Genomic DNA, 25957 nt, shown 5'->3' on the forward strand with positions numbered 1-25957 from the left:
GACGCATGCATAGCGACCGTTTCTACACGCTTTCCGCCTCCTGCCCCGACCAGGTCGGGATCATTGCCCGCGTTTCCGGTTTCATCGCCGGCCACGGGGGCTGGATACTCGAATCGAGTTTCCACTCGGACGCGCTGACCAGTCGCTATTTCATGCGTCTCGAGATCAAGGCCAGTTCGCTGCCCTTCCTGCTCGCCGAGTTCCGCGAACGCTTCCGCACCGAAGTCGCCGAACCGCTGTCGATGACCTGGCAGATCAACGACAGCGCGGTCAAGAAGCGCGTCGTCGTCCTCGTTTCCAAGCAGGAACACTGCCTCTACGACCTGCTCGCCCGCTGGCAGGCCAAGGAACTCGACATCGAGATTCCCTGCGTCATCTCCAACCACGACACCTTCCGCGGTTTCGTCGAATGGCACGGCATCCCCTTCCATCATGTGCCGGTCAATGCCGACAACAAGAAGGGCGCCTATGCCGAGATGCAGCGCATTTTCGACGACGTGCGCGGCGACACCATGGTCCTCGCCCGCTACATGCAGATCCTGTCGCCGGAACTGTGCGAGGCGCTGGCCGGCCGGATCATCAATATCCACCACAGCTTCCTGCCCAGCTTCGCCGGTGCCAAGCCCTACCACCAGGCCTACACACGCGGCGTCAAGCTGATCGGCGCGACCTGCCACTACGTGACCAGCGAACTCGATGCCGGGCCGATCATCGAGCAGGATGTCATCCGCATCGACCATTCCGATTCGCCGGAAGACATGGTGCGCTACGGCAAGGACATCGAGAAGACCGTGCTCGCCCGCGGCCTGCGCTATCACCTGGAAGACCGGGTGCTGGTGCATGGCAACAAGACCGTGGTTTTCCGCTAAGCCATGCTGATCCGACGCGACGATTCACTGCTGCTGCTGGTCGACCTGCAGGAAAAGCTGGCCCCGGCCATCTTCGAAGGCGAGCGGGTCATCGCCAACAGCATCCGCCTACTCGAAGGCGCCCGCCAGCTTGGCGTGCCGGCCTTCGTCTCCGAGCAATACGTGCGCGGCCTCGGGCCCAGCGTCGCAGAAATCCGCAGCGCCGCGACGGATGCCCATTTTTTCGAGAAAACCCATTTCTCCTGCGCCGCCGAGCCGGGCGTCATCGATATGCTGCGCGCCGCCCGTCGGCCGCAAGTCATCCTGACCGGCACCGAAACCCATGTCTGCGTGCTGCAAACGGCCTTTGGCCTGCTCGGCGCCGGCTTCGAGGTCTTCCTGGTCGCCGATGCCGCCTCCTCGCGCACGCCGGAAAACCGCAGCGCCGCCATCGAGCGGATGCGCGCCGCCGGCATCCAGATCGTGACCAGCGAAATGGTCCTCTTCGAATGGCTGCACGCCGCCGGCACCGACGAATTCCGTCGCCTGCTGCCGCTCATCAAGTAAGCCCTGCTTCAGTCCGCGTAAGCCACCACCGGCGCCGCCAGTAGCGGCAGGTAATGCGTACGGAGCGGCTGGCCGGGCAGCCAGTCGTGCACCAGCATCGCCCCCGGCTCGCTGGTCCACGCCAAGGGACCGTCCTGCAAGGCAATCTGATGCACCGTCGACGGCGCAGTCAGCGCCAAACGACCGGCAAAGCAACTCGTCACGTGGCGATGGACATGACCGCAGAGCAGCGCCTCGACCTGCGGCCGATACGCCAGCCATTGCGCCAGGCGCTCGCCGTCGGCACAGGCAATGCGATCCATACCCTCGATACCGACTGCGAACGGTGGATGGTGCATGACGATAATCGTCCGCCGCCCGGTCGGGCAGTTCTCCTCCAACCAGGCCAGTTGCTCCGCACTGAATTCGCCCGCTTCGCAGCCGGGGATCAGCGTATCGAGCAGCAGCAAGCTGCAATCCCCGCGGTCGACGCGCTGGCAGGCAAGAAACGGATGCCCCCAGGGCTGGTCGGGAAAGGCAGCACGCAGTGCCTGCCGCTGATCGTGATTGCCGGGCAACACGGCGAAGTCGATGCCGCTCTCGCCCAGGGAAGCGGCCAGTCGGCGATAAGTGTCCGGCAAGCCATCATCGGCCAGGTCGCCGCTCAACAGCAACAGCTCGGGGCTCGGCAGCAGCCCGGACACCCGGGACAAGGCCTGGTTCCAGGCCAGCCACGGGTCGACCGCGCTGTAGAGCGGGCCATCACGCAGGTGCAGGTCGGAGAGCTGGACGATTCTCATCCCTGCAGACTAGCAAAAAAAGCGGGCACCCGAAGGTGCCCGAAGGAGAGAGACTTAATTTTTACTGAGTCATCGACCAGGCGGCCGGCTAGCCAGCCGCCCGATCACGCTCTTAGTGGTGGTAGGCGCTTTCGCCGTGCGAGGTGAGGTCGAGACCTTCACGCTCTTCGTCTTCCGGCACACGCAGGCCGATGACAATATCCACCAGCTTGTAGGCAACGATGGAGACGACACCCGACCAGACAACCACGGTACCGACGCCCCACAGCTGGCTGATCACCTGTGCCGTCATGTCGTAGGCACCGACGGCGTTGGCGACGTAGTCATAGACGCCCGTGCCGCCCAGGGCCGGGTCAGCGAAGACGCCGGTCAGGATGGCACCGAGGATGCCGCCGACGCCATGAACGCCGAAGACGTCGAGGGAGTCATCGGCACCGAGCAGCTTCTTCAGGCCATTGACGCCCCACAGGCAGACCACACCAGCCAGCAGGCCGATGATGATGGCGCCCATCACACCGACAAAGCCGGCGGCCGGGGTGATCGCCACCAGGCCGGCGACGGCACCGGAAGCGGCACCCAGCATGGACGGCTTACCCTTGAGGATCCATTCAGCAAACATCCAGGACAGTGCGGCACAAGCGGTGGCGACCCAGGTGTTGACCATGGCCAGCGCAGCACCGCCGGAGGCTTCGAGGGCGGAGCCGGCGTTGAAACCGAACCAGCCGAACCACAGCAGGGAAGCACCGATCATCGTGAAGGTCAGGGAGTGCGGGGCCATCGAGACATTGCCCAGGCCGCTGCGCTTGCCAACCATGTAGGCACCGACCAGGCCGGCGATGGCGGCATTGATATGCACCACGGTACCGCCTGCGAAGTCGAGCGCGCCCTTCTGGAACAGGAAGCCGGCCGTCTTGCCCGCAGCTTCACCGGCGGCGGCATCGATGTAGGCATCCGGGCCAGCCCAGTACCAAACCATGTGGGCCATCGGGATGTAGGACAGCGTAAACCAGATGACCATGAAGACAAGGATGGCGGCGAACTTGGCACGCTCGGCGAAGGCACCGACGATCAGGCCGCAGGTAATGGCCGCGAAGGCGCCCTGGAAGATCACGAAGGCCAGTTCGGAGATGACGACGCCCTTGGAGAAGGTGGCGCCGACGGAATCGACGGTGACGCCCTTCAGGAAGAGCTTGTCGAGAACGCCGAAGAACTCGTTGCCTTCGGTGAAGGCGGCCGAGTAGCCGTAGACGACCCAGAGCACGGAGATCAGCGAGAAGGTGACGAAAACCTGCATCAGCACCGACAGCATGTTCTTGGTGCGGACCAGGCCGCCGTAGAACAGGGCCAGGCCAGGAATCGACATCAGGATGACGAGGGCGGCACAGACCATGACCCAGGCATTGTCACCCTTGTTGATGACCGGAGCCGGGGCGGCAGGAGCGGCGGCTTCAGCCGCAGCGGGAGCGGCAGCAGCAGGGGCAGCGGCGGCGGCGGCAGCCGGAGCGGCCTCGGTCGCGACAGCGGCTGGCGCGGCAGCCTTTTCTTCAGCCCAGGCCGGTGCGCCGAAAGCGACTGCACCGACCAGAGCCAGCAATGCGAATACGCGTTTCATGTTGTGCTCCTTAAAGGGCGTCGGTACCGGTTTCGCCGGTCCGGATACGGATGACCTGCTCGACGTCGAAGACGAAAATCTTGCCGTCGCCGATCTTGCCGGTGCTGGCGGATTTTTCGATGGCTTCGATGACCTGATCCAGCTGCTCGCTCTTCACGGCAGCCTCGATTTTGACTTTCGGCAGGAAATCGACGACATATTCAGCACCCCGATACAGCTCGGTGTGCCCTTTTTGCCGGCCGAAACCCTTCACTTCAGTGACCGTGATGCCTTGCACGCCGATGGCGGAAAGCGCCTCACGCACTTCGTCAAGCTTGAACGGCTTGATGATGGCGGTAACGAATTTCATGAGTAGTTCCTCACAAGGGTTGATATTGGTTGCTTCCCCGCTGGCGCCGGCCGGGTCACCGGCGGGGAAGATTCAAAGGTAATTAGAAGGTACGGGAAACGGAGACGACGACGGTGTCCTTGCCGGAGTCGTACTGGTAGCCACTCGACTTGGTGAACAAGTACGGCTGGTAGTTCGAGCCATTCTTGCTGCCCTTGGCGTCGGTGCCGATGTACGCGGCGCCGATCACCCAGCCGTTGATGTCCTTGGTCACGCCGAGCTTCCAGTCGGTGTAGTCGGCGTTCGAGGCATGGGCCATGTTCAGGTAACCGACGTGGCCGTTGATGCCCCAGCCGGAGCCGAGATCGAAGTTACCGGACAGGTCGAAATACTGCGTGCCCTTGGTACCGTTGCCGTTGGCGGTACCGGTGCTGTCCCAGCCGCGCATCGAGAAGTAGTCATCGACCGAGTAGTACCACTTGGCGGAAATGAACTTCCACGAGGCACCCAGGTAGATTTCCTTGTTGGTGACGGCTTCGGCTTGCGAACGACCGCCCGGCACGTAGCTGCTGCCCGGGTAGTAGTAATAGATACCGCCGACGTCGACACCGAAGTCACCGAAGGCTGCCTTGTAGCCGCCGTAGAAGTCCATTTCGATGTTGCCGTCCGGGAAGCCGGCCGAAGCGTCGACGTTGGAGTTCCAGTTACCGACGTAGAAACCGCTGGCGTGCGAATAATCGAAACCACCCTGGATGGCCGGACGGGAAGCCGTCTGGGCGATACCGCGGAAACGGTACTCGCTGAACAGGCCGACGTTGGCGGTCAGCGTGTGCGGGCCGGCCGGTACCACTTCATCCTTGGAAGGATCGGCAGATTGAGCGAAGACAGGTGCCGCGAAGGCGCTGACAAGGGCAAGGGCGATCAGTGATCTTTTCATTTTTTCTCTCCAGTAGAACAATTCAAAATGCGAAAAAGGAAATTTGTGCAATACACCACAAGCATGGTGTATGCCAGGTCTTGTTTTTTAATTTAAATCATATGATTACATCTATCATCGCTTGTATTACACCAAAATCGCGCACCAAAATCGCGCACAACACAAATCAGGCGCACCATTGACGAGCAGCGATCGATAGAGGGGGTGGCACAACAGCACGGCAGCACCCGAACAAAGCTAAAAAGCCAAAATCCGCGCTGACGCAAAGGCAAAGACCTACCAAGGGGGAGCGCCCCAGAATGGCACTCTTCATTGTTCTCGTACTGCCGCAGGGAATAGCAAAGGGCTTTTTGTGTTCTTGTCTAGATGACTCCGGTCAAACAACAGTCTGTCGTTTGATATGGTCATCGATTTGATACCCGCTTATCGTCGCGCCCGAGTACCAATCGCCCCGGAAATTCATACCATGAGCAATCACCGGGGCAGAAATCTTGACCAGATCAGGACTCTGCCCCGTAGCGATGATTGCTGTTCGCGTTACTTCAAAATTGGCCGGGCATTTGCGGGCTGAATCGGGCGATTATTGGCAAACCCAAGATTCGTCTGGAAGGCGTTGAGTTGCTCTTTAGACACTGTCATCGGCTTCTTCATGACGATCCAACGTACACCTTCTGTACATGGCGGTGTCGTCAGCGAACCATTGTAGCGATAGTAATCGTGACTCTTGGGAAGCAAGCCGGCAGCAGAGACTTTCGTTGGCAGCACAGCCTTTCCTTCTGCCTTCGGCATCTGGCTCCAGGCCGCAGCTACCGTTGCGTTCGCCGGGCCTTCATTGAAAACGACAGCAACGACGGCAAGATTGCCATCCTTATCGGCATGAACAAGATGCGCCTCAAGCGGGTAGGACTTGCCGCTGATATGGTTCTCACTGGGTGAATGGAAGTGAAACTGCTTCAAGTCGAACTGGATACCGTCTACCACGACGCTACTGCCAGTATCGATATTGACCTGGATCGTGTGGCCGTTGTTAACCACCTCGTGACCACCCGCCTTGTAGCTAAAGCGAAGGGGTTTTAACTTGGCATCGATAGTCCCGGACACATCGATCGGAGACTGGTTTTTCCCGGCACAAGCGCTGAATTCCGGCTTCAATGAGGTCCACTGATCTGGACCAACATTGCCTTCATATCCCCAATGCGCGCCATGCCCGGCGTGTTCGTCCGCCGCGCCAACGAATCCGGACAAAGAAATCAGACCAACAGCAATCAGTGCTCTCTCGAATTTCATTGCGTTACCCCCAAAAAAGCCACTTTCGCAGCGTTATGCTTACTCCAGAAGAAATACGCCCCATAAGATCAGCTACTGCACCGCAAATCTATACCTTTGTGGCATAAAGATAAATATCCATAGTGCAAGGGCGTAAAGAGGTCGAATCAGGCCCTGTGGTACACTGCTCAGAAACGGAGAAACCCATGCTCGATCCTAAAATCCTTGAAGATTTCGGCGCCAAAATGAGCGCCCTGCTAGCCAATTCGCCGGCCAAGGACATTGAAAAAAACGCCAAGGCGGTGATGAGCGGCCTGCTCGGCAAGCTTGATCTCGTCACCCGCGAAGAATTCGACGTGCAAGCCGAAGTCCTGGCCCGCACCCGGCAAAAACTTAAGGAACTGGAAGCCCGCGTCGACGCGCTGGAAAAAGCACGTCAGGCTTAAGGCCATGGCGCTGGCCGTCGCCCACAGTCGCGGCCTGGACGGCCTCAACGCCCCACCGGTACTGGTCGAGGTACACATCGCCAGCGGCTTGCCCGGCTTCACGCTGGTCGGCCTACCGGATACCGAAGTCAAGGAAGCGCGCGACCGCGTGCGCGCCGCCATCGTCAATTCCGGCTTCGAATTTCCCGCCAAACGGATCACCGTCAATCTCGCACCGGCCGACCTGCCCAAGGAATCCGGCCGCTTCGACCTGCCGATTGCGCTCGGCATCCTCGCTGCCAGCGGCCAGACGCCGGCCAAAGCCCTCGCCGATTACGAATTTGCCGGCGAACTGTCGCTCTCCGGCGAGTTGCGGCCGATCCGCGGCGCGCTCGCCATGGCTCTGCAGACGGCCGGCAACGGCAAGGCTTTCATCCTGCCGACGGCGAGTGCCAGCGAAGCGGCCCTGACCGGCGCCGGCAACATCCTCGCCGCCAGTTCGCTGCTTGAGGTCTGCGCCCACCTGGCCGAACAGGCCAGCCTGCCGGCAGCGCCTGCGGTCGACCGCGAAAAACAGGCTGTTTTCGCCGACCTCGGCGAAGTGCGCGGCCAGAGCCAGGCCAAGCGGGCGCTGGAAATTGCCGCGGCCGGCGGCCATTCGCTGCTGATGGTCGGTCCGCCCGGCGCCGGCAAGTCGATGCTGGCCGCCCGCCTGCCCGGACTGATGCCGGCGCTGGACAGCGAGGCAGCCAAGGCATCGGCCGCCGTCCTCTCCCTGGTCGGCCAGTTCCGGCCGGAAAGCTTCGGCCAGCGACCCTATCGGCAGCCGCACCATACTGCTTCGGCGGTCGCCCTGGTTGGCGGCGGCAACCCGCCGCGCCCCGGCGAAATCAGCCTGGCCCATCAGGGCGTGCTGTTTCTCGACGAACTGCCCGAGTTCGACCGCAAGGTTCTCGAAACCCTGCGCGAACCGCTCGAATCGGGCCGCATCCACATCGCCCGCGCCGCCCGCCAGGCCGAGTTTCCCGCCGAATTCCAGCTGATTGCGGCAATGAACCCGTGCCCTTGCGGCTTTCACGGCCACGGCAACGGCAAGTGCCGGTGCACGCCGGACCAGATCGCGCGCTATCGCGGCAAACTGTCCGGCCCTTTCCTCGACCGCATCGACCTGCTGATCGAAGTCCCGGCCCTGCCGGCCGAAGCCCTAAGTGGCAAGGCCGAGGCGGAAAGCTCGGCCACCGTGCGGGCCCGCGTCGAGCCGGCCCTGGCCCGCCAGCACCAACGGCAAGCCAAGAGCAATGCCCGGCTCAGCGCCGGCGAGATCGAAAACCACTGCACGCCGGACGAAGCCGGCGCCGCGCTGCTCAAGCAGGCGATCGCCCGGCTCGACCTCTCGGCCCGGGCCTGGCACCGCATCCTGAAAGTCGCCCGGACCATTGCCGACCTCGCCGCCAGCGACTGCATCCGTGCCCCCCATATTGCCGAAGCCATCCAGTACCGCCGCCTCGCCCATGACTGAAAAGAAGGCCGCGCCGCGCGGCATTGCGCTGTTGCTGGCTTCGTTGTCGGCACTCGGGCCGTTCTCGATCGACACCTACCTGCCCTCCTTCCACGAAATCGCAGAGAAGCTCGGCGCCAGCCAGCTCGAAGTGCAGCAGACGCTGTCCGCCTATCTGCTCGCCTTTGCGGTGATGACCTTGTGGCATGGCGCCATTGCCGACCGTTTTGGCCGGCGCCGGGTCATTCTCGCTGCGCTCGCCCTGTTCGGTATCGCCTCGGCCGGCTGCACCGTCGCCACCAGTATCGAGCAGTTGTGGTTCTGGCGAGCGATGCAGGGTGTCACCGCCGGTGCTGGAATCGTCATCAGTCGGGCCATCGTCCGCGACCTGTTCGACGGCGCCGAAGCCCAGCGTCTGATGGCGCAGATCACCATGATGTTCGCGCTTGCCCCAGCCGTCGCCCCGCTGATCGGCGGCTGGCTGCAGACCTTCTTCGGCTGGCGCTCGGTTTTTGCCTTTCTGGTGCTGTTGACCGCCGGACTCGGCCTCGCCTGCTGGAAACTGCTGCCGGAAACGCTGCCGCCGGAAAAACGCCAGTCGCTGAAGCCGAGTTATCTCGGCCGTACCTACTGGAAAGTACTCAGTTCCGGCCGCTTCCTGCTCGCCTGCGTCGCCGTCTCGGCCAACTTCCTCGGTTTCTTCATCTACGTGTTGTCGGCGCCGGTCTTCCTGATGACCCATCTCGGCGTTCCCGAAACCGGTTTTCTCTGGCTGTTCGGCCCGGCCATGTGCGGCATGGTGCTCGGCTCCTGGCTGTCCAGCCGGCTGGCCGGCAAGCGTTCGCTGGAAAGGACCATCGGCCTCGGCTATGGCTTGATGCTCGGCGCCGCGACGATCAACGTCGGCCTCAACCTGACACTGCCGCCCGGCCTGCCGTGGAGCGTCATGCCGATCTTGCTCTACACCACCGGCATGTCGCTGACCATGCCCTGCCTGACCATCCTCGCCCTCGACCCTTTTCCCGAGCAGCGCGGCCTCGCCGCTTCCTGCCAGACCTTCTTCCAGTCGAGCAGCAACAGCCTCGGCGCCGCGCTCATCGCCCCCGCGCTGTGGGGTTCAACGCTGACCCTGGCCCTCGGCATGGCCGGCCTGCTGCTGCTGGGCGGATTTGCAGCCCTCGCCCATCGCCGTTCAGGATTGCTGCCACGGTAAGCCGTGGTAGCGCCAGCCGCCGCGGGTACCGCGGTGATAGGCACCATCGAGCGGCCCTTCGAAGCCTTCCAGCACATTGATCACGGTGCTGAAGCCGGCGGCCTCCAGCGCCTCGCCGGCCGCCAGCGAACGATGCCCGCTGCGGCAGATGAGCAGCACCGGCCGCGCCAGGTCGCTGCGCACCAGGCGTTTCACCTGGTCGGCGAATTCCGGATCGACCTCCCACTCCGGCGCCTCCTGCCAGGCGACATGCTCGGCGCCGAGCGGGTGCCCGACATACATGTGCTCGATTTCGGTCCGGCAATCGACCAGCACGGCCCCCGGCGTTTGCTGCAGAAATTCGTGGGCGGCGCGAGGGTCAAGATGCTGCATCGGCATATCCGTAAATTAGGCGGTGCCGATATTATGGAAGCTGATCAGCAAACGCGTAAACTCGCCCCATGAAACTACCGACCTGGATCACCACCGCCGCCACCGCCCTCGCCGCCGTCCTGCTGCCGGCCTGCGATGTCGTCAATCTGCCGGAAATCAAGCCGGGCATAACCACGGCTGCCGAAGTCCGCTCCCGGATGGGCAACCCCGGCTTCGAGTTCAGCAATCCGGACGGCAGCGTGACCTGGGAGTACACCCGCCAGCCCAGCGGCACGACCTGCTACATGATCACCATCGGCGGCGACCAGATCGTCCAGAAGCTGGAACAGGTGCTGACCGAGGCCAATTTCGGCCGCATCCGCGACGGCATGAGCCGGGATGAAATCCGCCGCCTGCTTGGGGCGCCGGCGAGCAAAGTCGTCTTCGACAATCTCGGCGAAGAGGTCTGGGAATGGCGAGTCGAAGGCGTGCCGCCGACCGAGGAAACCTACTTCAGCGTGCATTTCGACCTGCGCAGCGGCGGGGTCGGCAAGACCGCGAAGCGCGTCGCGATGAAAGGCTAGGCAAATCAAGGCACTTGGCAGTCCGGGCGGCGACCAGTAAACTAGCAGTCCTGCCGAGGAGCGCTGCGACCCTGCAATGGGGCCAGGCTCGGCAATGATCAACGGCGCTCGCAAACCCAGCCGGTTTGTGGCGCCGTTTGTTTTTGCGGTGCCCCCGGTGTGTTTTCTGGTTTTTGCCGATTTGCCGAGGTGATCATGATTCAAGCCGACCGTACCGCCGAACTTTCCGCCCTTCTTGAGCAGCGCCTACTCGTCCTCGACGGCGCCATGGGCACAATGATCCAGCGCCACGGCCTGCAGGAAGCCGATTACCGCGGTACGCGCTTCGCCGCCCACCCGCACGACCTGAAGGGCAACAACGACCTCCTGGTCCTGACCCGGCCCGACATCATCGGCGGCATCCACCGCGAGTACCTTGAAGCCGGCGCCGACATCCTCGAAACCTGCACCTTCAACTCGACCGCCGTGTCGCAGGCCGACTACAACCTGTCGGAACTGGTCTATGAACTGAATTTCGAAGGCGCCAAACTGGCCCGCGTGCTGTGCGACGAATTGACCGCCGCCAACCCGGCCAAGCCACGCTTCGTCGCCGGCGTGCTCGGCCCGACCAGCCGCACCGCCTCGATCTCGCCGGACGTCAACGACCCCGGCTACCGCAACGTCACTTTTGACGAACTGGTTGGCAATTACATCGAGGCAATCACCGGCCTGGTCGAAGGCGGCGCCGACATCCTTCTCGTTGAAACCGTGTTTGACACGCTGAACGCCAAGGCCGCACTGTTCGCCATCGAAACCTTCTTCGACCGTGCCGGCCGCCGCTGGCCGGTGATGATCTCGGGCACCATTACCGATGCCTCCGGCCGCACGCTGTCCGGCCAGACCGCCGAAGCTTTCTGGAATTCGCTGAACCATATCCAGCCGCTGTCGTTTGGCCTGAACTGCGCGCTCGGCGCCAAGGAGTTGCGCCAGTATGTCGAAGAGCTGTCGCGCGTCTGCGATTGCTACGTCTCGGCCCACCCCAACGCCGGCCTGCCCAACGCCTTCGGCGGCTACGACGAGACGGCCGAGATGCTGGCCGACGAGATCGAAAGCTGGGCGAAGACCGGCATCGTCAATATCGTCGGCGGCTGCTGCGGCACCTCGCCCGAGCACATCGCGGCCATCGCCCAGCGCGTTGCTGCGGTCAACCCGCGCCAAGTGCCGAAAATCGAGAAGAAGCTTCGCCTCTCCGGGCTGGAGCCGTTCAACGTCGGCGCCGATTCGCTGTACGTCAATGTCGGCGAGCGGACCAATGTCACCGGCTCGAAGGCCTTCGCCCGGATGATTCTCGAAGGCCGCTTCGACGACGCGCTGGCCGTCGCCCGCCAGCAGGTGGAAAACGGCGCCCAGGTCATCGACATCAACATGGACGAGGCGATGCTCGATTCGCTGGCCGCCATGGACAAGTTCTTGAAGCTGATCGCCTCCGAGCCGGACATTTCGCGGGTGCCGATCATGATCGACTCGTCGAAGTGGGAAGTCATCGAGGCCGGCCTCAAGTGCATTCAGGGCAAGGGCATCGTCAATTCGATCTCGATGAAGGAAGGCGAAGCCAAGTTCCTCGAACAGGCCAAGCTGGCCCGCCGCTACGGCGCTGCAGTGATCGTCATGGCCTTCGACGAAAAGGGCCAGGCCGACACCTTCGCCCGCAAGACCGAGATTTCCAAGCGCGCTTACGACCTGCTGTTGAGCATCGGCTTCCCGGCCGAAGATATCATCTTCGACCCGAACATCTTCGCCATCGCCACCGGCATTCCGGAACACGACAACTACGCCGTCGATTTCATCGAGTCGGTGCGCTGGATCAAGCAACACCTGCCGCACGCCCACATTTCCGGCGGCGTCTCCAACGTTTCCTTCAGCTTCCGCGGCAACGACCCGGTGCGCGAGGCGATCCACACCGTCTTCCTCTACCACGCGATCCAGGCCGGCATGACCATGGGTATCGTCAATGCCGGCATGCTCGGCGTCTACGACGACCTTGAGCCGGAACTGCGCAACAAGGTCGAGGACGTCGTCTTGAACCGCCATCCGGGCGCCGGCGAGGCGCTGGTCGATTTCGCCCAGACCGTCAAGGAAGGCAAGGCCAAGGACAGCGGCCCGGATCTTTCGTGGCGCGAACAGTCGGTCGAAAAGCGCCTGGAACACGCCCTCATTAAAGGCATCACCGATTTCGTCGTGGCCGATACCGAGGAAGTGCGCGCCCAGCTCGAAGCCGCCGGCAAGCCGCCGCTCGCCGTCATCGAAGGCCCGCTGATGGCCGGCATGAACCATGTCGGCGACCTGTTCGGCGCCGGCAAGATGTTCCTGCCGCAGGTCGTCAAGTCGGCCCGCGTCATGAAACAGGCAGTCGCCCACCTGCTGCCCTACATCGAGGCGGAAAAGAGCCGCACCGGCCTCGGCTCCAAGGGCAAGATCCTGATGGCTACCGTTAAAGGCGACGTGCACGACATCGGCAAGAACATCGTCGGCGTCGTCCTCGGCTGCAATGGCTACGACGTCGTCGACCTCGGCGTCATGGTCTCCTGCGACAACATCCTGAAGGCGGCCCTCGAACACCGTGTCGATATCATCGGTCTGTCCGGCCTGATCACCCCGTCGCTCGAGGAAATGGCCCACGTCGCCAGCGAAATGCAGCGCCTGAACATGAAGCAGCCGCTGCTGATCGGCGGCGCGACGACCAGCCGTGCCCATACCGCGATCAAGATCGCCCCCAATACCGAAGGTGCCGTGGTCTACGTGCCCGATGCCTCGCGCGCCGTCGGCGTCGCCACCAAGCTGCTGTCCACCGACCAGCGCGATGGCTACATGGCCGAAATCGTTGCCGAGTACGAAACCGTGCGCGCCGAGCATGCCGGCCGCAAGGGCGCCACATTGGTCACGCTGGCCGAGGCCCGCGCCAACCGTTTCACGTGGAACCAGCCCTACACGCCGGTGGTGCCGAAGCAACTCGGTTTGCAGGCGATTGATCTCGAACTGGAAGACCTGACGCTGTTCATCGACTGGTCGCCCTTCTTCCAGAGCTGGGACCTGGCCGGCCGCTACCCGGCCATCCTCGAAAACGAGGTGGTCGGCGAAACCGCCCGCCAGCTGTTCGCCGACGCCAAGGCGATGCTCGACAAAATCGTCGCCGAGAACTGGTTGACCGCCCGTGCCGTCTTCGGCCTCTACCCGGCCAAGGCCGACAATGAAGACATCATCATTTATAGCGACGAAAGCCGGACCACCGAGCTGACCCGCTGGGTCGGCCTGCGCCAGCAGCACAAGCAACCGAAGGGCCGCTTCAATGTGGCACTGGCCGATTACCTCGGCGACCACGACTACGTCGGCGCCTTCGCCGTCACCGCCGGCCTCGGCATTGATGCCAAGGTGGCCGAGTTCGAAGCGGCCAACGACGACTACTCGGCAATCATGCTCAAGTCGCTGGCCGACCGCCTGGCCGAAGCCGCCGCCGAGTGGCTGCACATGCGAGTGCGCACTCACTACTGGGGTTATGGCGCCGACGAGGCACTCGACAACGACGCGCTGGTCGCCGAGCAATACCAGGGCATCCGCCCCGCCCCCGGCTACCCGGCCTGCCCGGACCACACCGCCAAGCGCGAACTGTTCGCCCTGCTCGATGCCCCGACCAACGCCGGCATGCAGCTCACCGAATCCTGCGCGATGACCCCGGCCGCTGCCGTTTCCGGCTTCTACATCGGCCATCCGGCGGCTGCCTACTTCGCCATTCCGAAGATCGCCCGCGATCAGCTGGAAGACTGGGCGGCGCGCAAAGGCATGTCGGTCAAGGATGCGGAGTACTGGCTGGCTCCTTTGCTGTAAGCATTCCCGATTTACCGCCGGGCGGCATCCCGCCCGGCCCCCCGAACCATTGAAGCTTTAGCGCCATGAACGAACCCGCACCATTCAAAATCAAATACGAGGTTTATCCCGAAGACGGGATTTTTGTCGCGCGTTGCCTGGATCTTCCGATCAGCAGCGACGGCGCCACCGAAGAAGAAGCCCTCGCCAACCTGCAGGAAGCGATCGAGCTGTACGCCGAACGCAACGCCGAGGCGCTGATCCGCAAGCTCGAAGAACAAGACGACGACGAGGAATAAGGGCGGTCGACCTCGACCCCCTGCGCCATGACCCTGCAACAAAACGTCGACCTCAGCCCTTTCAACACGCTCGCCCTCCCGGGCCAGGCAGCCCGCTACCAAAAGATTACCGCTCCCGGCCAGTTGGCGGCCGCCGAGTTACGCGCCGCCCGCCGCTTCATCCTTGGCGGCGGCAGCAATCTGGTGCTGACCGGGGATTTTGACGGTCTGGTGCTGCACATGGCGATTCCCGGCAAGCGCCTGCTGCGCGAGGATGCCGAGGCCTGGTATGTCGAGGCCGCAGCCGGCGAGAACTGGCATGACTTCGTGCAGTGGACCCTGGCCCAGGGCTGGCCGGGGCTGGAAAACCTGAGCCTGATTCCCGGCCTGGTCGGCGCCGCGCCGATCCAGAACATCGGCGCCTACGGGCTGGAAGTCGGCGAACTGCTGCATTCGCTGAGCGCCTGGGATTTCGAAAAACAGTGTTTTTTGACCGTCGACCGCAAGGATTGCCGTTTTGCCTACCGCGACAGCCTGTTCAAGCAAGAAGGCTGGCATTTGAGCGGCCGGCTGGCCATCGTCTCGGTGATTTTCCGCCTGCCGAAAGCCTGGCAGGCCAATATCCGCTACGCCGATGTCGCCCAGGAACTGGCCAGCCAGGCCATCGGCACGCCGACGCCGCAGGACATCGCCGCCGCGATCAGTGCCGTGCGCCAGCGCAAGCTGCCCGACCCGGCGCTGATCCCGAACAGCGGCAGCTTTTTCCACAACCCGGTGGTCAGCCCGGCCCAGGCCGCAACGCTGGCCGCCGAGCACCCCGGCCTGCCGCGCTATCCGCAGGCCGACGGCCGGGTCAAGCTGGCCGCCGGCTGGCTGATCGAGCAGGCAGGCTGGAAAGGCAAGGCGCTCGGCCCGGTCGGCATGTACGAAAAACAGGCCCTGGTCCTGGTCAACCACGGCGGTGCTCGCGGCGAGGATGTCAAACGGACGATGGCGGCGGTGCAGGCCGCGGTCAGGGCGAAGTTTGCGGTGGATCTGACGCCGGAACCGATATTTCTCTAACCGACAGGCAGGCCGCGATGCCGGTCGCCACGGCGTCGGCCATCCGCGCCTGGCGTTCCGGGTCGCGCAGTTCCAGCTCCTCCTCGCGATGCTTGATGACGCCGGCCTCGAACAGCACGGCCGGCAGCGTCGTCCGGTAGAGCACCACCAGATTGTCGTAGTACCAGACGCCATTTTCGGCATCGGCCGCCAGATGCCGGCGACCGTGCCAGGTGGACGGCACGAAGCCGGCCCGGCGCAGCATGGCGCCAATGGTCGAAGCGCAGCGCAGGCTGGTCGACAGGTCCGGGTTCTGCGCCGAGACGAAAATGCCGTAGCCGCGCTTGACCTCGGTGTAGCTCGCCTCGCGACCATCCCAGTCCCAGAACTGCAGCCAGGCTTCGCTGATCGAGTCGTGGTGGATTGAAATGAAGAAGTCACTTCCCCTAGCCTGAGCCGGCCGCGCCGCCAGGCTGCCGATATCGCCGGCGAAGTTTATTTCGGCGACATTCAGTTGCCGGCTGCGCAGCGCTTCGGCGAGCACGCCGGCAAAGACCTGGTTGAACTCGAATTCCGGACGACCACGAGCGCTCAGTGCGCCGCTATCCTTGACACCATGGCCGACATCGACGGCGACCAGGGCCGGCGCGGCGAGTGCGGCGGTCGACCAGAGCAAGAGGGCAAAAATCGTCGGGCGGCGGAAAGGCATGCGTAAATTATCGCGGCAATTTAAGATACGCGCCCGACCATAGCCGAGATTTGCCGATGCGTCCGCTCCTAGCCCTGCTTGCCATGATTGCCCTGCCCGCTCTCGCCGAAGACAAGAGCGGGGCCGAGGTTTATGAATCGACCTGCAAGGAGTGCCACGGCGACGGCAAACTGAATGCGCCGCGGCTCGGCGACAGCAAACGCTGGGGCGGGCTGGTTCGCGAAGGCCTCAACGAACTGGTACCAACCGCCCTGCGTGGTATCCGCCAGATGCCAGCGAAGGGCGGCAACCCGGCCCTGAGCGATCTCGAAGTCGCCCGTGGCGTCATCTTCATGGCCAATGCCGGCGGCGGCAAATTCAGTGAACCGACGCCGGCCGATATCGCCCGCTGGCGCAAGAAAGCCGATGCCAGCAAGAAGAAATGAGATGCCGCAACTGACCGTTTTCGCCACCGCCAACCCGGAACCGAGCTACGACCGGCCGCGCCCGGAGCGCCTGCTCGCCGGCAATCCGCTGCGCACGACGCACGAACACTTTCTTGCCCCGGGCGGCGACCTGTCAGCCGGTATCTGGGCTTGCGAACCGGGCGCCTGGCAGATCGCCTTCGCACCCGGCAAGGACGAGTTCTTCTGCGTCATCGAAGGCCGCCTGCGCATTACCGACGCCGCCGGCCACGCCAGCGAATTCGGCCCGGGCGACGCCTGTGTCATTCCCGGCGGCTTTACGGGCACCTTCGAAGTCCTGCAGGCCGTCCGCAAGCACTACGTCGTGCTGGAACGTCCAGCCGGAAGTGCGCTATAGTTTTCGGCCTGACCAAGGAGCAAACCCCATAATGACCGAGCCTTCCAGCCTGCCGCGCGGCACCAGCGCCCACATGCCCGACCTGAACTGGAGCCAAGTCCGCGAAACGGTGCTGATGCTGGAACTGGCGGCGATGCAAATCGAGTCGGCGATGAAGGACAGCAACAGCTCGGTCGAAGTGCTGACCAACTCCTTCACCACCATGGCCGGCTACATGCAGACCATCTCCGACACCATCCAGACCCTGCCCGACGACGGCGCGGTCGGCCAGGCCAAGCAGAACCTGGGCGGTGTGTCAGAACACGTGTCGAGCATGGTGCACCAGGCGATCATCGCCTTCCAGTTCTACGACAAGCTGGTTCAGCGCCTGGCCCACGTCGGCCTCAGCTTGGGCGAGCTGAGCGACCTGGTAGCCGATACCGGCCGCCTGTTCAACCCGACCGAATGGGTCGGCCTGCAGGGCCGGATCAAGGCCAAGTATTCGACTCGCGAGGAAATCGCCATGTTCGACGCGGTCATGCAGGGCATGCCGGTACAACAGGCGATCGAGCAGTTCATGGCCGACATGAAAGAGAAGAGCGACGATATCGAGCTCTTCTGAGGCGACTCAGAAGTCGGCCGCGGCACTCCACACGATGTGCGCATCGGGGCCGGAACGCGCCGTCCGCTCCAGCATGTCGATCAGCGGCCAGGCCCGCTGACGCAACACGATCACCGGCTCCTTCTTCTTTTTCAGTTCTTCCTCTTCGTCCTCGTCGACCGGCGGCGCCGCCTCTTCCGAACGCTGCACGGCCTGGCGCAAGGCATCGGCGGCCGGCTGCATCTCGGCCTGGGTGAACGTCCCACGCTTGGTCGTTTCCTTGCCGATGGCCTCAAGCAGCAGCTTGGCTGTTTCGGCGAACATCAGGACTTCGCTTGTTTCGCTTGATTCGAAGGTCACTAGCATATTTTTTCCTTGGCTTTTTCCCGGTTGTCAGAGCGCCCGGCCTTCGTGCACAATGGATCGGGTGGGAGACAAATCATGAAAACTAATATTACTGCGAATCCCCTGGAGACGGGGACCGATGAACTGGAGCGCTATGCGCTCGAAGAATGCAACAAGCGGCAACGGGTCGAGCACCGGGTTTCGGTACTCATCCTGCCCGCCGGCAAAGGCGGATTGGCGGTCAAGTTCGCCGGCCTCGGCGCCCAGGTCACGGTGGTCGACGAAGAGTCGCGCCGCCAGGACATCGAAGGCCGCATTCTCGCCGCCGGACTGCGCGACGAGATCCACTTCACCGTCGGCTCGCTGACCGAACTGCCGGAAAATCTGTGCGGCGAACCCTTCGACATCATCGTCATTCGCCGCGGTCTGTGCGGCATGCGCTACGGCGAGGCGCGCCAGGTCGTGCGCCAGTTGATGCGCCGCCTGAAAATCGGCGGCAAGCTCTACCTGTCGATCCTCGGCCTGCATTCCGAACTGAGCGAAGCCTATGCCGGCTCGGAAGCACCGATCGACCTGCGCTTTGCCGAACTGGCCCCGGCCATGATCAGCAAATACGGCATCCGCGGCCCGGTCTGCCTCTATAGCGAACGCAACCTGTTCATGCTGCTGCTCGAAGCCGGGGCCAGCGTGCTGCGCACGCTGACCACCACTTACGGCAACGTCAAGGGCATCGCCGTCCGCGTCTGATCCGTGCGTCTCGGTATCGACCTCGGTGGCAGCAAGATCGAAATCATCGCCCTCGGCGACGACGGACAGGCGTTGCTGCGCCGGCGCGTTGCGACGCCGCAGGGCGACTACCCGGCGACGCTGCAGGCGGTGGCCGGCCTGGTCATCGCGGCTGAAAGCGAACTCGGCCGGCGCGGTACGCTCGGCATCGGCATTCCCGGTTCCGAGTCGCAGGCCAGCGGGCTGATCAAGAACGCCAATTCGACCTGCCTGATCGGCCAGCCGCTGCGCCAGGATCTGCAAAGCCTGTTGCAGCGCGAGGTGCGACTGGCCAACGATGCCAACTGCTTTGCGCTGTCGGAAGCGATCGACGGCAGCGGTCGCGACGCAGAAATCGTCTTCGGGGTCATCCTCGGCACCGGCGTCGGCGGCGGCATCGTCGTCCGCCAGCAGGTGTTGACCGGCGCCAATGGCATTGCCGGCGAATGGGGGCATAACCCCTTGCCGCTGCCCGACACTGCCGATCTGCCGCTGCCGGCCTGTTATTGCGGCCGGGCCGGCTGTGTCGAAACCTACCTTTCCGGACCAGGAATGAGTGCCGACCACCGGCGCCACAACGGCGCAACGCTAAGCGCCGAGCAGATCGAGCAGCGCGCGGCGGCCGGCGATGCCGCCTGCGAAGCGACGCTACAACGTTACGAAGCACGCCTGGGCCGGGCCCTGGCCGGCATCATCAACGTCCTTGATCCGCAGGTCATCGTCCTCGGCGGCGGCCTGTCGAAAATGCAGCGCCTCTACCGCAACCTGCCGGAGCGCTGCGGTCCACACATTTTTTCCGACGTTTTTTGCAACCGCATCCTGCCGCCGGCACATGGCGATTCCTCGGGGGTACGCGGCGCTGCCTGGTTGTGGAATTGATGGCAAAATCCGGCGACCATGGCAAACATCTCCCTTTTCATCGGCGGCATCCGGCCGCTGCCTGAGTCCGGTCGGCCGACCGGGATCTACAAACAAGCCGTCAGCAGCGCTCTCGAACTCGGTCCGGAAGGCTTCGTCGGCGATCAGCAGGCCGACCGTCGCGTGCACGGCGGCCCTGAAAAAGCCGTGCACCTCTACCCGAGCCGCCATTACGCCCGGCTTGCAGCGCGCTTCCCGGCGGCTGCCCCGCTGCTCGTGCCGGGCAGCCTCGGCGAAAACATCGCCACTACGGAGCTCGATGAAAACGACGTCCGCCTCGGCGAAATCTGGTGCCTCGGCACCGCCCGGCTGCAAGTCTGCCAGCCGCGCAGCCCGTGCTGGAAAATCGACGAACGCTTCGCCTGCGACGGCATGGCCGCCTTCATTGCCGAACAGCGGCTGACCGGCTGGTACTGGCGAGTCGTTACTCCCGGCCGGGTCGCCCCCGGCGACTGCCTGGAACGCGAAAGCGAGGCCAGTGCCCCGACCCTGGCCGCCGCCATGCAACTATGGCAGGCCCACCGCCCCGACCCGGCCGCCCTCGCCCAACTGGTGGCGACTCCGGGCATTGCGCGGCACTGGCAACAGAAAATCGACCAGCGGCTCGCCTGGCTCCGCCAGAACCCGGAACAAACGCCGGTCCCGGTCAAGGCGTTCCACGTGAAACCGGAGAACCTGTGATTCAGCCCGCCTCCCGCAAGCTGTGGCTCAGGCTTTTTGTGCCTTTTGCCGCCGGCTATTTCCTGTCCTACCTGTACCGCACGGTCAATGCCGTCCTCGGCCCGGTTCTCGCCCGCGAACTGAGCCTCGGCGACAACGCCCTCGGCCTGCTGACCAGTACCTATTTCCTCGCCTTCGGCATTGCCCAGTTACCACTCGGCATGCTGCTCGACCGTTTCGGCCCACGCCGCGTCGAGGCCGGCCTGCTGCTGCTTGCCGCCGCCGGCGCCGCCACCTTCGCGCTGTCCGACGAACTGGGGGGGCTGGCCATTGGCCGCGCCCTGATCGGCCTCGGCGTCTCGGCCTGCCTGATGGCCTCCTTCAAGGCTTTTGCCCAGTGGTTCCCGCCCGAACGCCAGGCCTCGCTGACCGGCCTGATCATGGCGGCCGGCGGGCTCGGCGCACTAGCCGCGTCAAAACCGCTCGAACTGGCCCTCGGCTTTGCCAGTTGGCGAGGCATCGCCCTCTCCCTGGCCGCCACCACGCTGCTGGTCGCCGCCCTGCTCTGGTTTCTCGTCCCGGACAAGGCCAGCGAAACCAAGGGAGCCGGCTTCGCCGAGCAACTGGCCGGCGTCAAAAGCATTTTCTCCAGTGCGCATTTCTGGCGTTATGCGCCGATGGGTTTCTGCTTCACCGGCGGCTTCATGGCCGTCCAGGGCCTCTGGGCCTCGCGCTGGATGATGGTGCTCGAGGGCATGGACGGTGCAGCAGTGGGCAGCCGGTTGACGCTAATCAGCGGCGCCATGCTGGCCGGTTTCCTGTTCATGGGTTTCTTCGCGACGGCGCTGGTGCACCGCGGCATCAAGCTGGAAAAAGTCTATCTCGGCGCCATGTTGCTCGCCCTCGCCTGCTTCGCGCTCATCACCGGCCAGCCGACCCTGGCCGGCAACCTTCTGTGGCCGGTGCTTGGCGCCTGTTTCTCGCTCTCCAACATTGCCTATTCGCTGGTCGCCCAAGCCTTCCCGCCGGCGATGTCGGGGCGCGCCAATACCGCACTCAACCTGCTGGTCTTTGCCGGTGCCTTTGGACTGCAATGGGGCATCGGCGTCCTCGTCGACCTGTTGCAGGCCGGGGGCTGGACCGGCGACGCGGCTTTCCGCGCCGCCTTCTGCAGCCTGTTAGGCGCTCAGGTTCTGGCGCTCGGTTGGTTGCTGCGCCCCAACCGCCGGACTTGAGATGGCGAGGTCGACCTGCTGCAGCGAGCCGACCGCCCCCGCCTCGCTGAGATAGAGCCCGGCCGAGCGGATCTGGCCGAGCAATTCGTTGTCGGCGGTTTTTAGCGAAAACGGGGCGTCCACCGCAGCGGTATACAAGGCGCCGACGCCGCGCGAGGCGAGCGAGCCGAATTGGTCACCGGACCAGATGGCGAGCTGGTTCCAGGCGCTATCGCCTTCGTCGATCCAGCCATTGTGGTCGCTGTCGAGCTGGCTGAGATCGGCGAAACCATTGCCGCTGGCGACGCCGAACAACTCGCTGCCATTGTCGGCCTTGCCGTTGCCATTGCGGTCGAAGACGAGAAAACCGCTACTCGCGCCAAGGCCGGGAATCTCCTCAAGCGTGCCATCGCCGTTGAGATCGAAGGCCATGCGCTCTTCGGTCAGCTCACAGGAATTGCCGTCGAAGCTGAGGACCAGCGGGTCGCGCAACTGGACGCTGGCGGATTCGCTGGTCGTTTTCCGGCTGCTGTAGTCGCGGGCCAGATCAAGCGAGTAGTCGAAGGCGATCGACCGGCCATCGGCGGTTTTTACCGTGCCGCTGCCGCAGACGCTAGTCCGTTCCGATTCGGAAATGCATTCCGTCACCGTGCGCTGCCAGCTAATTTCCCGCGTCCGCGTCGGCAATTCGGCATCGACCGGCAAAGTCTCCGGAGCGGCAAGGTTTTCCTTGCATTTCTTGCCGTCGATTGCCGCCAGAATGGCATCGACCAGTTGCTGCAACAGCTTTTGCACACGCTCGCGGGCAGCGACTTCATCTTCGCGGTTCTCCGCGGCGAGGCTCTTGAACAGTTGCCGGAAGTCCTGCACCGTGGTCGTTTCCAGCGTCTGGCTGCGCTCCGCCTCGTGCGTCGCCGCCAGTTGTACCGTCGATTCCTGGATTCTCATGTTGCGCTCCTTGCCAAGTTTGAAATGATTCCTCTGCAAGGGGCGTGCCGGTCAAAACTCGTAGGGGTCGACTTCGATATGCCAGCGCAACTTGGACGGCGCCTTGATGCCGGCGATCGCCTCCCGCCAGTACGGTAGAAAGGCCTGCAAGGCCGGCCGCGAATACGATTCGGCAAGCAGTTGACCGCGCTCCAGATTGGCCAGGCGAGCCATTTTCATCGGGATCGGATCGTAGATCAGGATGTTTTCATGCTCAGCGATCACCGGCAAGGCCGCAGCGGCCTGCAGGAAGGCGATCGAATCGGCCATCTCCGGTGCCTCGGCGCGCAGCATGGCTTGGAAGGCATAGGGCGGAAAGCCGGCCTGCTCGCGCTCCTTCAGCAGGGTCGCGGCGAAACCGGGGTAATCGTGAGCGACCAAGGCCGCATAGAGCGGGTGATCCGGGTACTCGGTCTGGATCAGTACCTCACCCTTCAGCTCGGCCCGCCCGGCTCGCCCGGCGACCTGCATCAACTGGGCAAACAAGCGCTCCGGTGCCCGCCAATCGGCAGCGAACAAGGCCGAGTCGGCACCGAGCACGCCAACCAGCGTCAGTTTCGGGAAATCGTGGCCCTTGGCCAGCATCTGCGTACCGACCAGGATATCGGCCTCACCGCCGTGAATGCGCTCGAGCATCACTTCCCACTGCTTGCGGCTCTTCACCGAGTCGCGGTCGACGCGCAGGATACGCGCTTCCGGAAACTGTTCCTTCAGCCAGTCCTCGAGACGCTGCGTGCCCCGCCCGAAAGGATGAATGTCCTGATTGCCGCAGGTCGGACAGGCTTTTGGCACGCGGTGTTCGCAGCCGCAGTGGTGGCAGCGCAAGCGACGGTCGGCCAGGTGCAGCACCATGTTCGCCGCGCAACGCGTACAGCGCGAGATCCAGCCGCAGGCCGGACAAGCCAGCACCGGCGCATAGCCGCGCCGGTTGAGGAAGACCAGGCTTTGTTCGCCGCGCGCCAGGCGTTCCTTGATGCCGGCCACCAGCGCCGCGCTGACCCCCTCCTGCAAGGTCATTTTTCGCGTATCGAGCACGTGCACCGCCGGCAAGGAAGCTTCCGGGTTGGCCCGCTCGTGCAAGGTCAGCAGCCCGTAGCGCTTGCTCTGCGCGTTGGCCCAGGATTCCAGCGACGGCGTCGCCGAACCGAGCAGGATCGGAATGCCGAGCTGGTGGGCGCGAAAAACCGCGACATCGCGCGCCGAATAGCGCATGCCATCCTGCTGCTTGAAGGACGGGTCGTGTTCCTCGTCGATGACGATCAGGCCCAGGCGCGGCAACGGCGTGAAGATCGCCAGCCGGGTGCCGAGCACGATGCTCGCCTCACCGGCAAAAGCGGCCCGCCAGTTGCGCTCGCGTGCCGCCTCGGCCAATTCGCTGTGCAGTGAAACGACGCCAGTGTCCGGGAAACGCGCCCGCACCCGGCCTTCGAGTTGTGGCGTCAGGTTGATTTCCGGGACCAGTAGCAGAACCTGCCGGCCAGCGGCCAGCGTGCGCTCGATCAGGCGCAGGTAAACCTCGGTCTTGCCGCTGCCGGTCACGCCATGCAGCAAATGGGCAGAAAAGCCGGCGGTTGGGTCGATGGCATTGACCGCCAGCGCCTGCTCGCCAGTCAGGTCGGGGGCAGCGACGGCCGGCATCGGCTTGGCCACCCGGGCATTGCGCCGGGTCGGCGGGTCCAGGCGTTTCAGGCCGACCGGCAAGGCCTGCAACAGCACTTCGCCAAACGGCGCCTGGTAATAGGCACTGGCGAATTCACACAGGCGGAAGAAATCGGCCGGCAACGGCGGCAGGTCGCGCAGGATCTCGCCGGCCGGCTTCAGTTGGGCGAGCGGCCAGTCGCTGCCGTCCTGAACATCGACGATGACCCCCAGCCGTTCGCCCCGCCCGAACGGGACGCGGACGCGCAAGCCGATCTCGGCGGTCGACGCCGCCTCGGCGACATAATCGAACAGGCGATGCAGCGGCAAATCGAGGGCAACGCGCAAGACGGGCATGGCTGGACCGAGGAGTGCCTTCAGTAGTCGAAAACGGGGGGCTGGCCCCCGGCCGGCCCGGGTCTCCCGGGCTTGTCCACAAAAGCTGTGGATAACTTTGTGGATTGCTTTCGATTGTTGCCGCTAAGTAACCGTCCCGTAAGGAGTTTGTTACTTTGCCGAAATATTGTGCAACTGCGAATATTGTTTATATTCAATACTTTAAACAAACGCGTTGCTGTCAAGGGGTTTTCTGGACTTTTTCTTGGTGAAAGGCAAAGCGCTGTGTATAAGTCAGGCTTTGCCGCTCACTTATCGATATTACTTACGTAATAGACGGCTGTGCGAATGGACAGCTTCGACCAGGGCGGTGACGCTTTCTGGCGGCGTGAATTGGGAAATACCGTGGCCGAGATTGAAAACGTGGCCGGTATTGCCCGGGCCGTAGCTGTCGAGCACCTTCTTGGCTTCGGCGGCGACGACTTCCGGGCCGGCGAACAGCACGTTCGGATCGAGGTTGCCCTGCAGGGCAACCTGGTCGCCGACGCGGCGGCGCGCTTCGCCGATGTCGATGGTCCAGTCGAGGCCGACCGCATCGCAGCCGATGGCGGCGATCTTTTCCAGCCACAGGCCACCGTTCTTGGTGAAGACGATGCTCGGAATGCGCTGGCCGTCCTTTTCCTTCTTCAGGCCGGCGACGATGCGCTGCATGTATTGCAGCGAGAATTCCTGATAGGCCGCATTCGACAGCGAACCGCCCCAGGTGTCGAAGATCATCACGGCCTGCGCGCCACTGTCGATCTGGGCGTTCAGGTAGGAGATCACCGAGTCGGCGGTCACCGACAGGATCTTGTGCAGCAGGTCCGGGCGGTTGTACATCATGCCCTTGATATGGCGGAAATCGCTCGAGCCCTGGCCTTCGACCATGTAGCAGGCGAGCGTGTACGGGCTGCCGGAGAAACCGATCAGCGGCACCGAGTTGTCCAGGGCGCGGCGGATTTCGGCAACGGCGTCCATCACGTAGCCAAGGTGCTCGTAGGGATCCGGCGCGGTCAGGTTGTTGATTGCCCACTCTTCACGCAGCGGCCGCTCAAAACGCGGCCCCTCGCCTTCGGCGAAATAGAGGCCGAGGCCCATCGCATCCGGCACGGTCAGGATGTCGGAGAACAGGATGGCGGCGTCGAGGTCGTAACGGGCCAGCGGTTGCAGCGTCACTTCGCAGGCCATGGTCGGCGACTTGCACAGGTTCAGGAAGTTGCCGGCGCGTTTGCGGGTTTCGCAGTACTCGGGCAGGTAACGGCCGGCCTGGCGCATCAGCCAGAGCGGGGTGTAGTCGGTCGGCTCTTTGAGAAGGGCGCGCAGGAAAGTGTCGTTCTTGGGTCGGCTCACGTCGGACTCCGCCAGAAAATTCGGAAAGGCGAGATTATCCGCCTTTCC

Annotated in this window: 27 protein-coding genes and 1 riboswitch; of the genes, 16 read left to right on the forward strand and 11 right to left on the reverse strand. The window is 63.7% G+C overall.

All coding sequences use genetic code 11. The features are described 5' to 3' along the window. Positions 1–5 precede the first annotated feature (5 nt). A complete protein-coding gene (purU, locus tag GH663_RS13885; protein WP_153132313.1) occupies positions 6–869 on the forward strand; it encodes a formyltetrahydrofolate deformylase in 864 nt (287 codons plus the stop codon). 3 nt (positions 870–872) lie between these two features. Next, complete coding sequence (locus GH663_RS13890) at positions 873–1415, forward strand: hydrolase (RefSeq protein ID WP_153132314.1); 543 nt, start codon at positions 873–875, stop codon at positions 1413–1415. A gap of 8 nt (positions 1416–1423) precedes the next feature. Here GH663_RS13890 and GH663_RS13895 read toward each other — a convergent pair whose 3' ends face one another. The 5 genes from GH663_RS13895 to GH663_RS13915 all read right to left on the reverse strand — a co-directional run bounded on the left by GH663_RS13895 (position 1424) and on the right by GH663_RS13915 (position 6358). Then, entirely contained in the window at positions 1424–2194 is a 771-nt protein-coding gene (locus tag GH663_RS13895) for a metallophosphoesterase (RefSeq protein ID WP_153132315.1), read from the reverse strand. Between the two features lie 112 nt (positions 2195–2306). Then, positions 2307–3806 carry an ammonium transporter gene (locus tag GH663_RS13900; protein ID WP_153132316.1) on the reverse strand — a complete coding sequence of 500 codons (1500 nt, stop codon included), beginning with the start codon at positions 3804–3806 and terminating at the stop codon, positions 2307–2309. A gap of 10 nt (positions 3807–3816) precedes the next feature. Continuing rightward, complete coding sequence (gene glnK / locus GH663_RS13905) at positions 3817–4155, reverse strand: P-II family nitrogen regulator (protein WP_066883083.1); 339 nt, start codon at positions 4153–4155, stop codon at positions 3817–3819. An 82-nt stretch (positions 4156–4237) separates the two neighbouring features. Further along, positions 4238–5071, reverse strand: a complete 834-nt coding sequence (locus GH663_RS13910) for a TorF family putative porin (protein ID WP_153132317.1) — start codon at positions 5069–5071, stop codon at positions 4238–4240. A gap of 537 nt (positions 5072–5608) precedes the next feature. After that, positions 5609–6358 (reverse strand): carbonic anhydrase, encoded by a 750-nt coding sequence (locus GH663_RS13915; RefSeq protein ID WP_153132318.1) that lies wholly within the window; start codon positions 6356–6358, stop codon positions 5609–5611. 185 nt (positions 6359–6543) lie between these two features. On the opposite strand from GH663_RS13915, the gene GH663_RS13920 reads away from it, so the two are divergent. Genes GH663_RS13920 through GH663_RS13930 form a run of 3 tightly spaced genes read left to right on the forward strand, consistent with a single transcriptional unit; the run spans position 6544 to position 9473 of the window. Continuing rightward, positions 6544–6783: an accessory factor UbiK family protein gene (locus GH663_RS13920; protein WP_153132319.1), complete on the forward strand. Its 240-nt coding sequence runs from the start codon at positions 6544–6546 to the stop codon at positions 6781–6783. Positions 6784–6787: 4 nt separating this feature from the next. Further along, positions 6788–8281 (forward strand): YifB family Mg chelatase-like AAA ATPase, encoded by a 1494-nt coding sequence (locus GH663_RS13925; RefSeq protein WP_153132320.1) that lies wholly within the window; start codon positions 6788–6790, stop codon positions 8279–8281. Then, positions 8274–9473 (forward strand): multidrug effflux MFS transporter, encoded by a 1200-nt coding sequence (locus tag GH663_RS13930; protein WP_153132321.1) that lies wholly within the window; start codon positions 8274–8276, stop codon positions 9471–9473. The genes GH663_RS13925 and GH663_RS13930 overlap by 8 nt, the downstream gene beginning before the upstream one ends. Here GH663_RS13930 and GH663_RS13935 read toward each other — a convergent pair. Beyond that, positions 9453–9845, reverse strand: a complete 393-nt coding sequence (locus GH663_RS13935; protein ID WP_153132322.1) for a rhodanese-like domain-containing protein — start codon at positions 9843–9845, stop codon at positions 9453–9455. The two genes, GH663_RS13930 and GH663_RS13935, sit on opposite strands and share 21 nt — an antisense overlap. Before the next feature lie 68 nt (positions 9846–9913). Here GH663_RS13935 and GH663_RS13940 point away from each other — a divergent pair, with 68 nt between their 5' ends. From GH663_RS13940 to murB, 4 genes are all read left to right on the forward strand, one after another. Next, on the forward strand, positions 9914–10408 hold the full coding sequence (locus tag GH663_RS13940; RefSeq protein ID WP_153132323.1) for a hypothetical protein: 495 nt from the start codon (positions 9914–9916) through the stop codon (positions 10406–10408). A gap of 49 nt (positions 10409–10457) precedes the next feature. Continuing rightward, positions 10458–10525, forward strand: a riboswitch (S-adenosyl-L-homocysteine riboswitch). An 81-nt stretch (positions 10526–10606) separates the two neighbouring features. Beyond that, on the forward strand, positions 10607–14269 hold the full coding sequence (metH, locus tag GH663_RS13945; RefSeq protein WP_153132369.1) for a methionine synthase: 3663 nt from the start codon (positions 10607–10609) through the stop codon (positions 14267–14269). 65 nt (positions 14270–14334) lie between these two features. Further along, positions 14335–14547 carry a type II toxin-antitoxin system HicB family antitoxin gene (locus tag GH663_RS13950; protein WP_153132324.1) on the forward strand — a complete coding sequence of 71 codons (213 nt, stop codon included), beginning with the start codon at positions 14335–14337 and terminating at the stop codon, positions 14545–14547. A gap of 27 nt (positions 14548–14574) precedes the next feature. Beyond that, positions 14575–15588 carry a UDP-N-acetylmuramate dehydrogenase gene (gene murB, locus GH663_RS13955; protein ID WP_153132325.1) on the forward strand — a complete coding sequence of 338 codons (1014 nt, stop codon included), beginning with the start codon at positions 14575–14577 and terminating at the stop codon, positions 15586–15588. Here murB and GH663_RS13960 read toward each other — a convergent pair. Continuing rightward, positions 15539–16276 carry an N-acetylmuramoyl-L-alanine amidase family protein gene (locus tag GH663_RS13960; RefSeq protein ID WP_153132326.1) on the reverse strand — a complete coding sequence of 246 codons (738 nt, stop codon included), beginning with the start codon at positions 16274–16276 and terminating at the stop codon, positions 15539–15541. The two genes, murB and GH663_RS13960, sit on opposite strands and share 50 nt — an antisense overlap. A gap of 56 nt (positions 16277–16332) precedes the next feature. Between GH663_RS13960 and GH663_RS13965 the strand changes: the two genes are divergently transcribed. From GH663_RS13965 to GH663_RS13975, 3 genes are read left to right on the forward strand one after another with little or no spacing between them, the layout of a single operon-like run. Then, positions 16333–16701 carry a c-type cytochrome gene (locus tag GH663_RS13965; protein ID WP_153132327.1) on the forward strand — a complete coding sequence of 123 codons (369 nt, stop codon included), beginning with the start codon at positions 16333–16335 and terminating at the stop codon, positions 16699–16701. Position 16702: 1 nt separating this feature from the next. Then, positions 16703–17077, forward strand: a complete 375-nt coding sequence (locus tag GH663_RS13970; RefSeq protein ID WP_211371155.1) for a cupin domain-containing protein — start codon at positions 16703–16705, stop codon at positions 17075–17077. A 31-nt stretch (positions 17078–17108) separates the two neighbouring features. Beyond that, a complete protein-coding gene (locus tag GH663_RS13975; RefSeq protein ID WP_153132329.1) occupies positions 17109–17678 on the forward strand; it encodes a hypothetical protein in 570 nt (189 codons plus the stop codon). Between the two features lie 6 nt (positions 17679–17684). Here the strand turns inward: GH663_RS13975 and GH663_RS13980 are convergent, their stop codons facing one another. After that, positions 17685–18023, reverse strand: coding sequence for a DUF1840 domain-containing protein (locus tag GH663_RS13980; protein ID WP_153132330.1), 339 nt, complete (start codon positions 18021–18023; stop codon positions 17685–17687). A 75-nt stretch (positions 18024–18098) separates the two neighbouring features. Between GH663_RS13980 and GH663_RS13985 the strand changes: the two genes are divergently transcribed. From GH663_RS13985 to GH663_RS14000, 4 genes are read left to right on the forward strand one after another with little or no spacing between them, the layout of a single operon-like run. Continuing rightward, positions 18099–18749: a class I SAM-dependent methyltransferase gene (locus tag GH663_RS13985; protein WP_153132331.1), complete on the forward strand. Its 651-nt coding sequence runs from the start codon at positions 18099–18101 to the stop codon at positions 18747–18749. A 3-nt stretch (positions 18750–18752) separates the two neighbouring features. Further along, the gene (locus GH663_RS13990; protein WP_153132332.1) at positions 18753–19646 is read left to right on the forward strand and encodes an ROK family protein; all 894 of its coding nucleotides are present in this window, start codon (positions 18753–18755) and stop codon (positions 19644–19646) included. An 18-nt stretch (positions 19647–19664) separates the two neighbouring features. Beyond that, a complete protein-coding gene (locus tag GH663_RS13995) occupies positions 19665–20366 on the forward strand; it encodes an MOSC domain-containing protein (RefSeq protein ID WP_153132333.1) in 702 nt (233 codons plus the stop codon). After that, positions 20363–21580: an MFS transporter gene (locus tag GH663_RS14000; protein ID WP_153132334.1), complete on the forward strand. Its 1218-nt coding sequence runs from the start codon at positions 20363–20365 to the stop codon at positions 21578–21580. Before GH663_RS13995 ends, GH663_RS14000 begins: the two co-directional genes overlap by 4 nt. Here the strand turns inward: GH663_RS14000 and GH663_RS14005 are convergent. The 3 genes from GH663_RS14005 to hemE form a co-directional block, all read right to left on the reverse strand. After that, positions 21524–22507 (reverse strand): SPM autocatalytic domain-containing protein, encoded by a 984-nt coding sequence (locus GH663_RS14005; RefSeq protein ID WP_153132335.1) that lies wholly within the window; start codon positions 22505–22507, stop codon positions 21524–21526. The genes GH663_RS14000 and GH663_RS14005 overlap by 57 nt on opposite strands. Positions 22508–22558: 51 nt before the next feature. Next, positions 22559–24541, reverse strand: coding sequence for a primosomal protein N' (locus tag GH663_RS14010; protein ID WP_153132336.1), 1983 nt, complete (start codon positions 24539–24541; stop codon positions 22559–22561). A 300-nt stretch (positions 24542–24841) separates the two neighbouring features. Further along, positions 24842–25909 (reverse strand): uroporphyrinogen decarboxylase, encoded by a 1068-nt coding sequence (hemE, locus tag GH663_RS14015; protein WP_153132337.1) that lies wholly within the window; start codon positions 25907–25909, stop codon positions 24842–24844. Between the last annotated feature and the right edge of the window lie 48 nt (positions 25910–25957).

It is taken from the genome of Dechloromonas hortensis, from assembly GCF_009469765.1.
In the GTDB taxonomy this organism is placed as follows: domain Bacteria; phylum Pseudomonadota; class Gammaproteobacteria; order Burkholderiales; family Rhodocyclaceae; genus Azonexus; species Azonexus hortensis.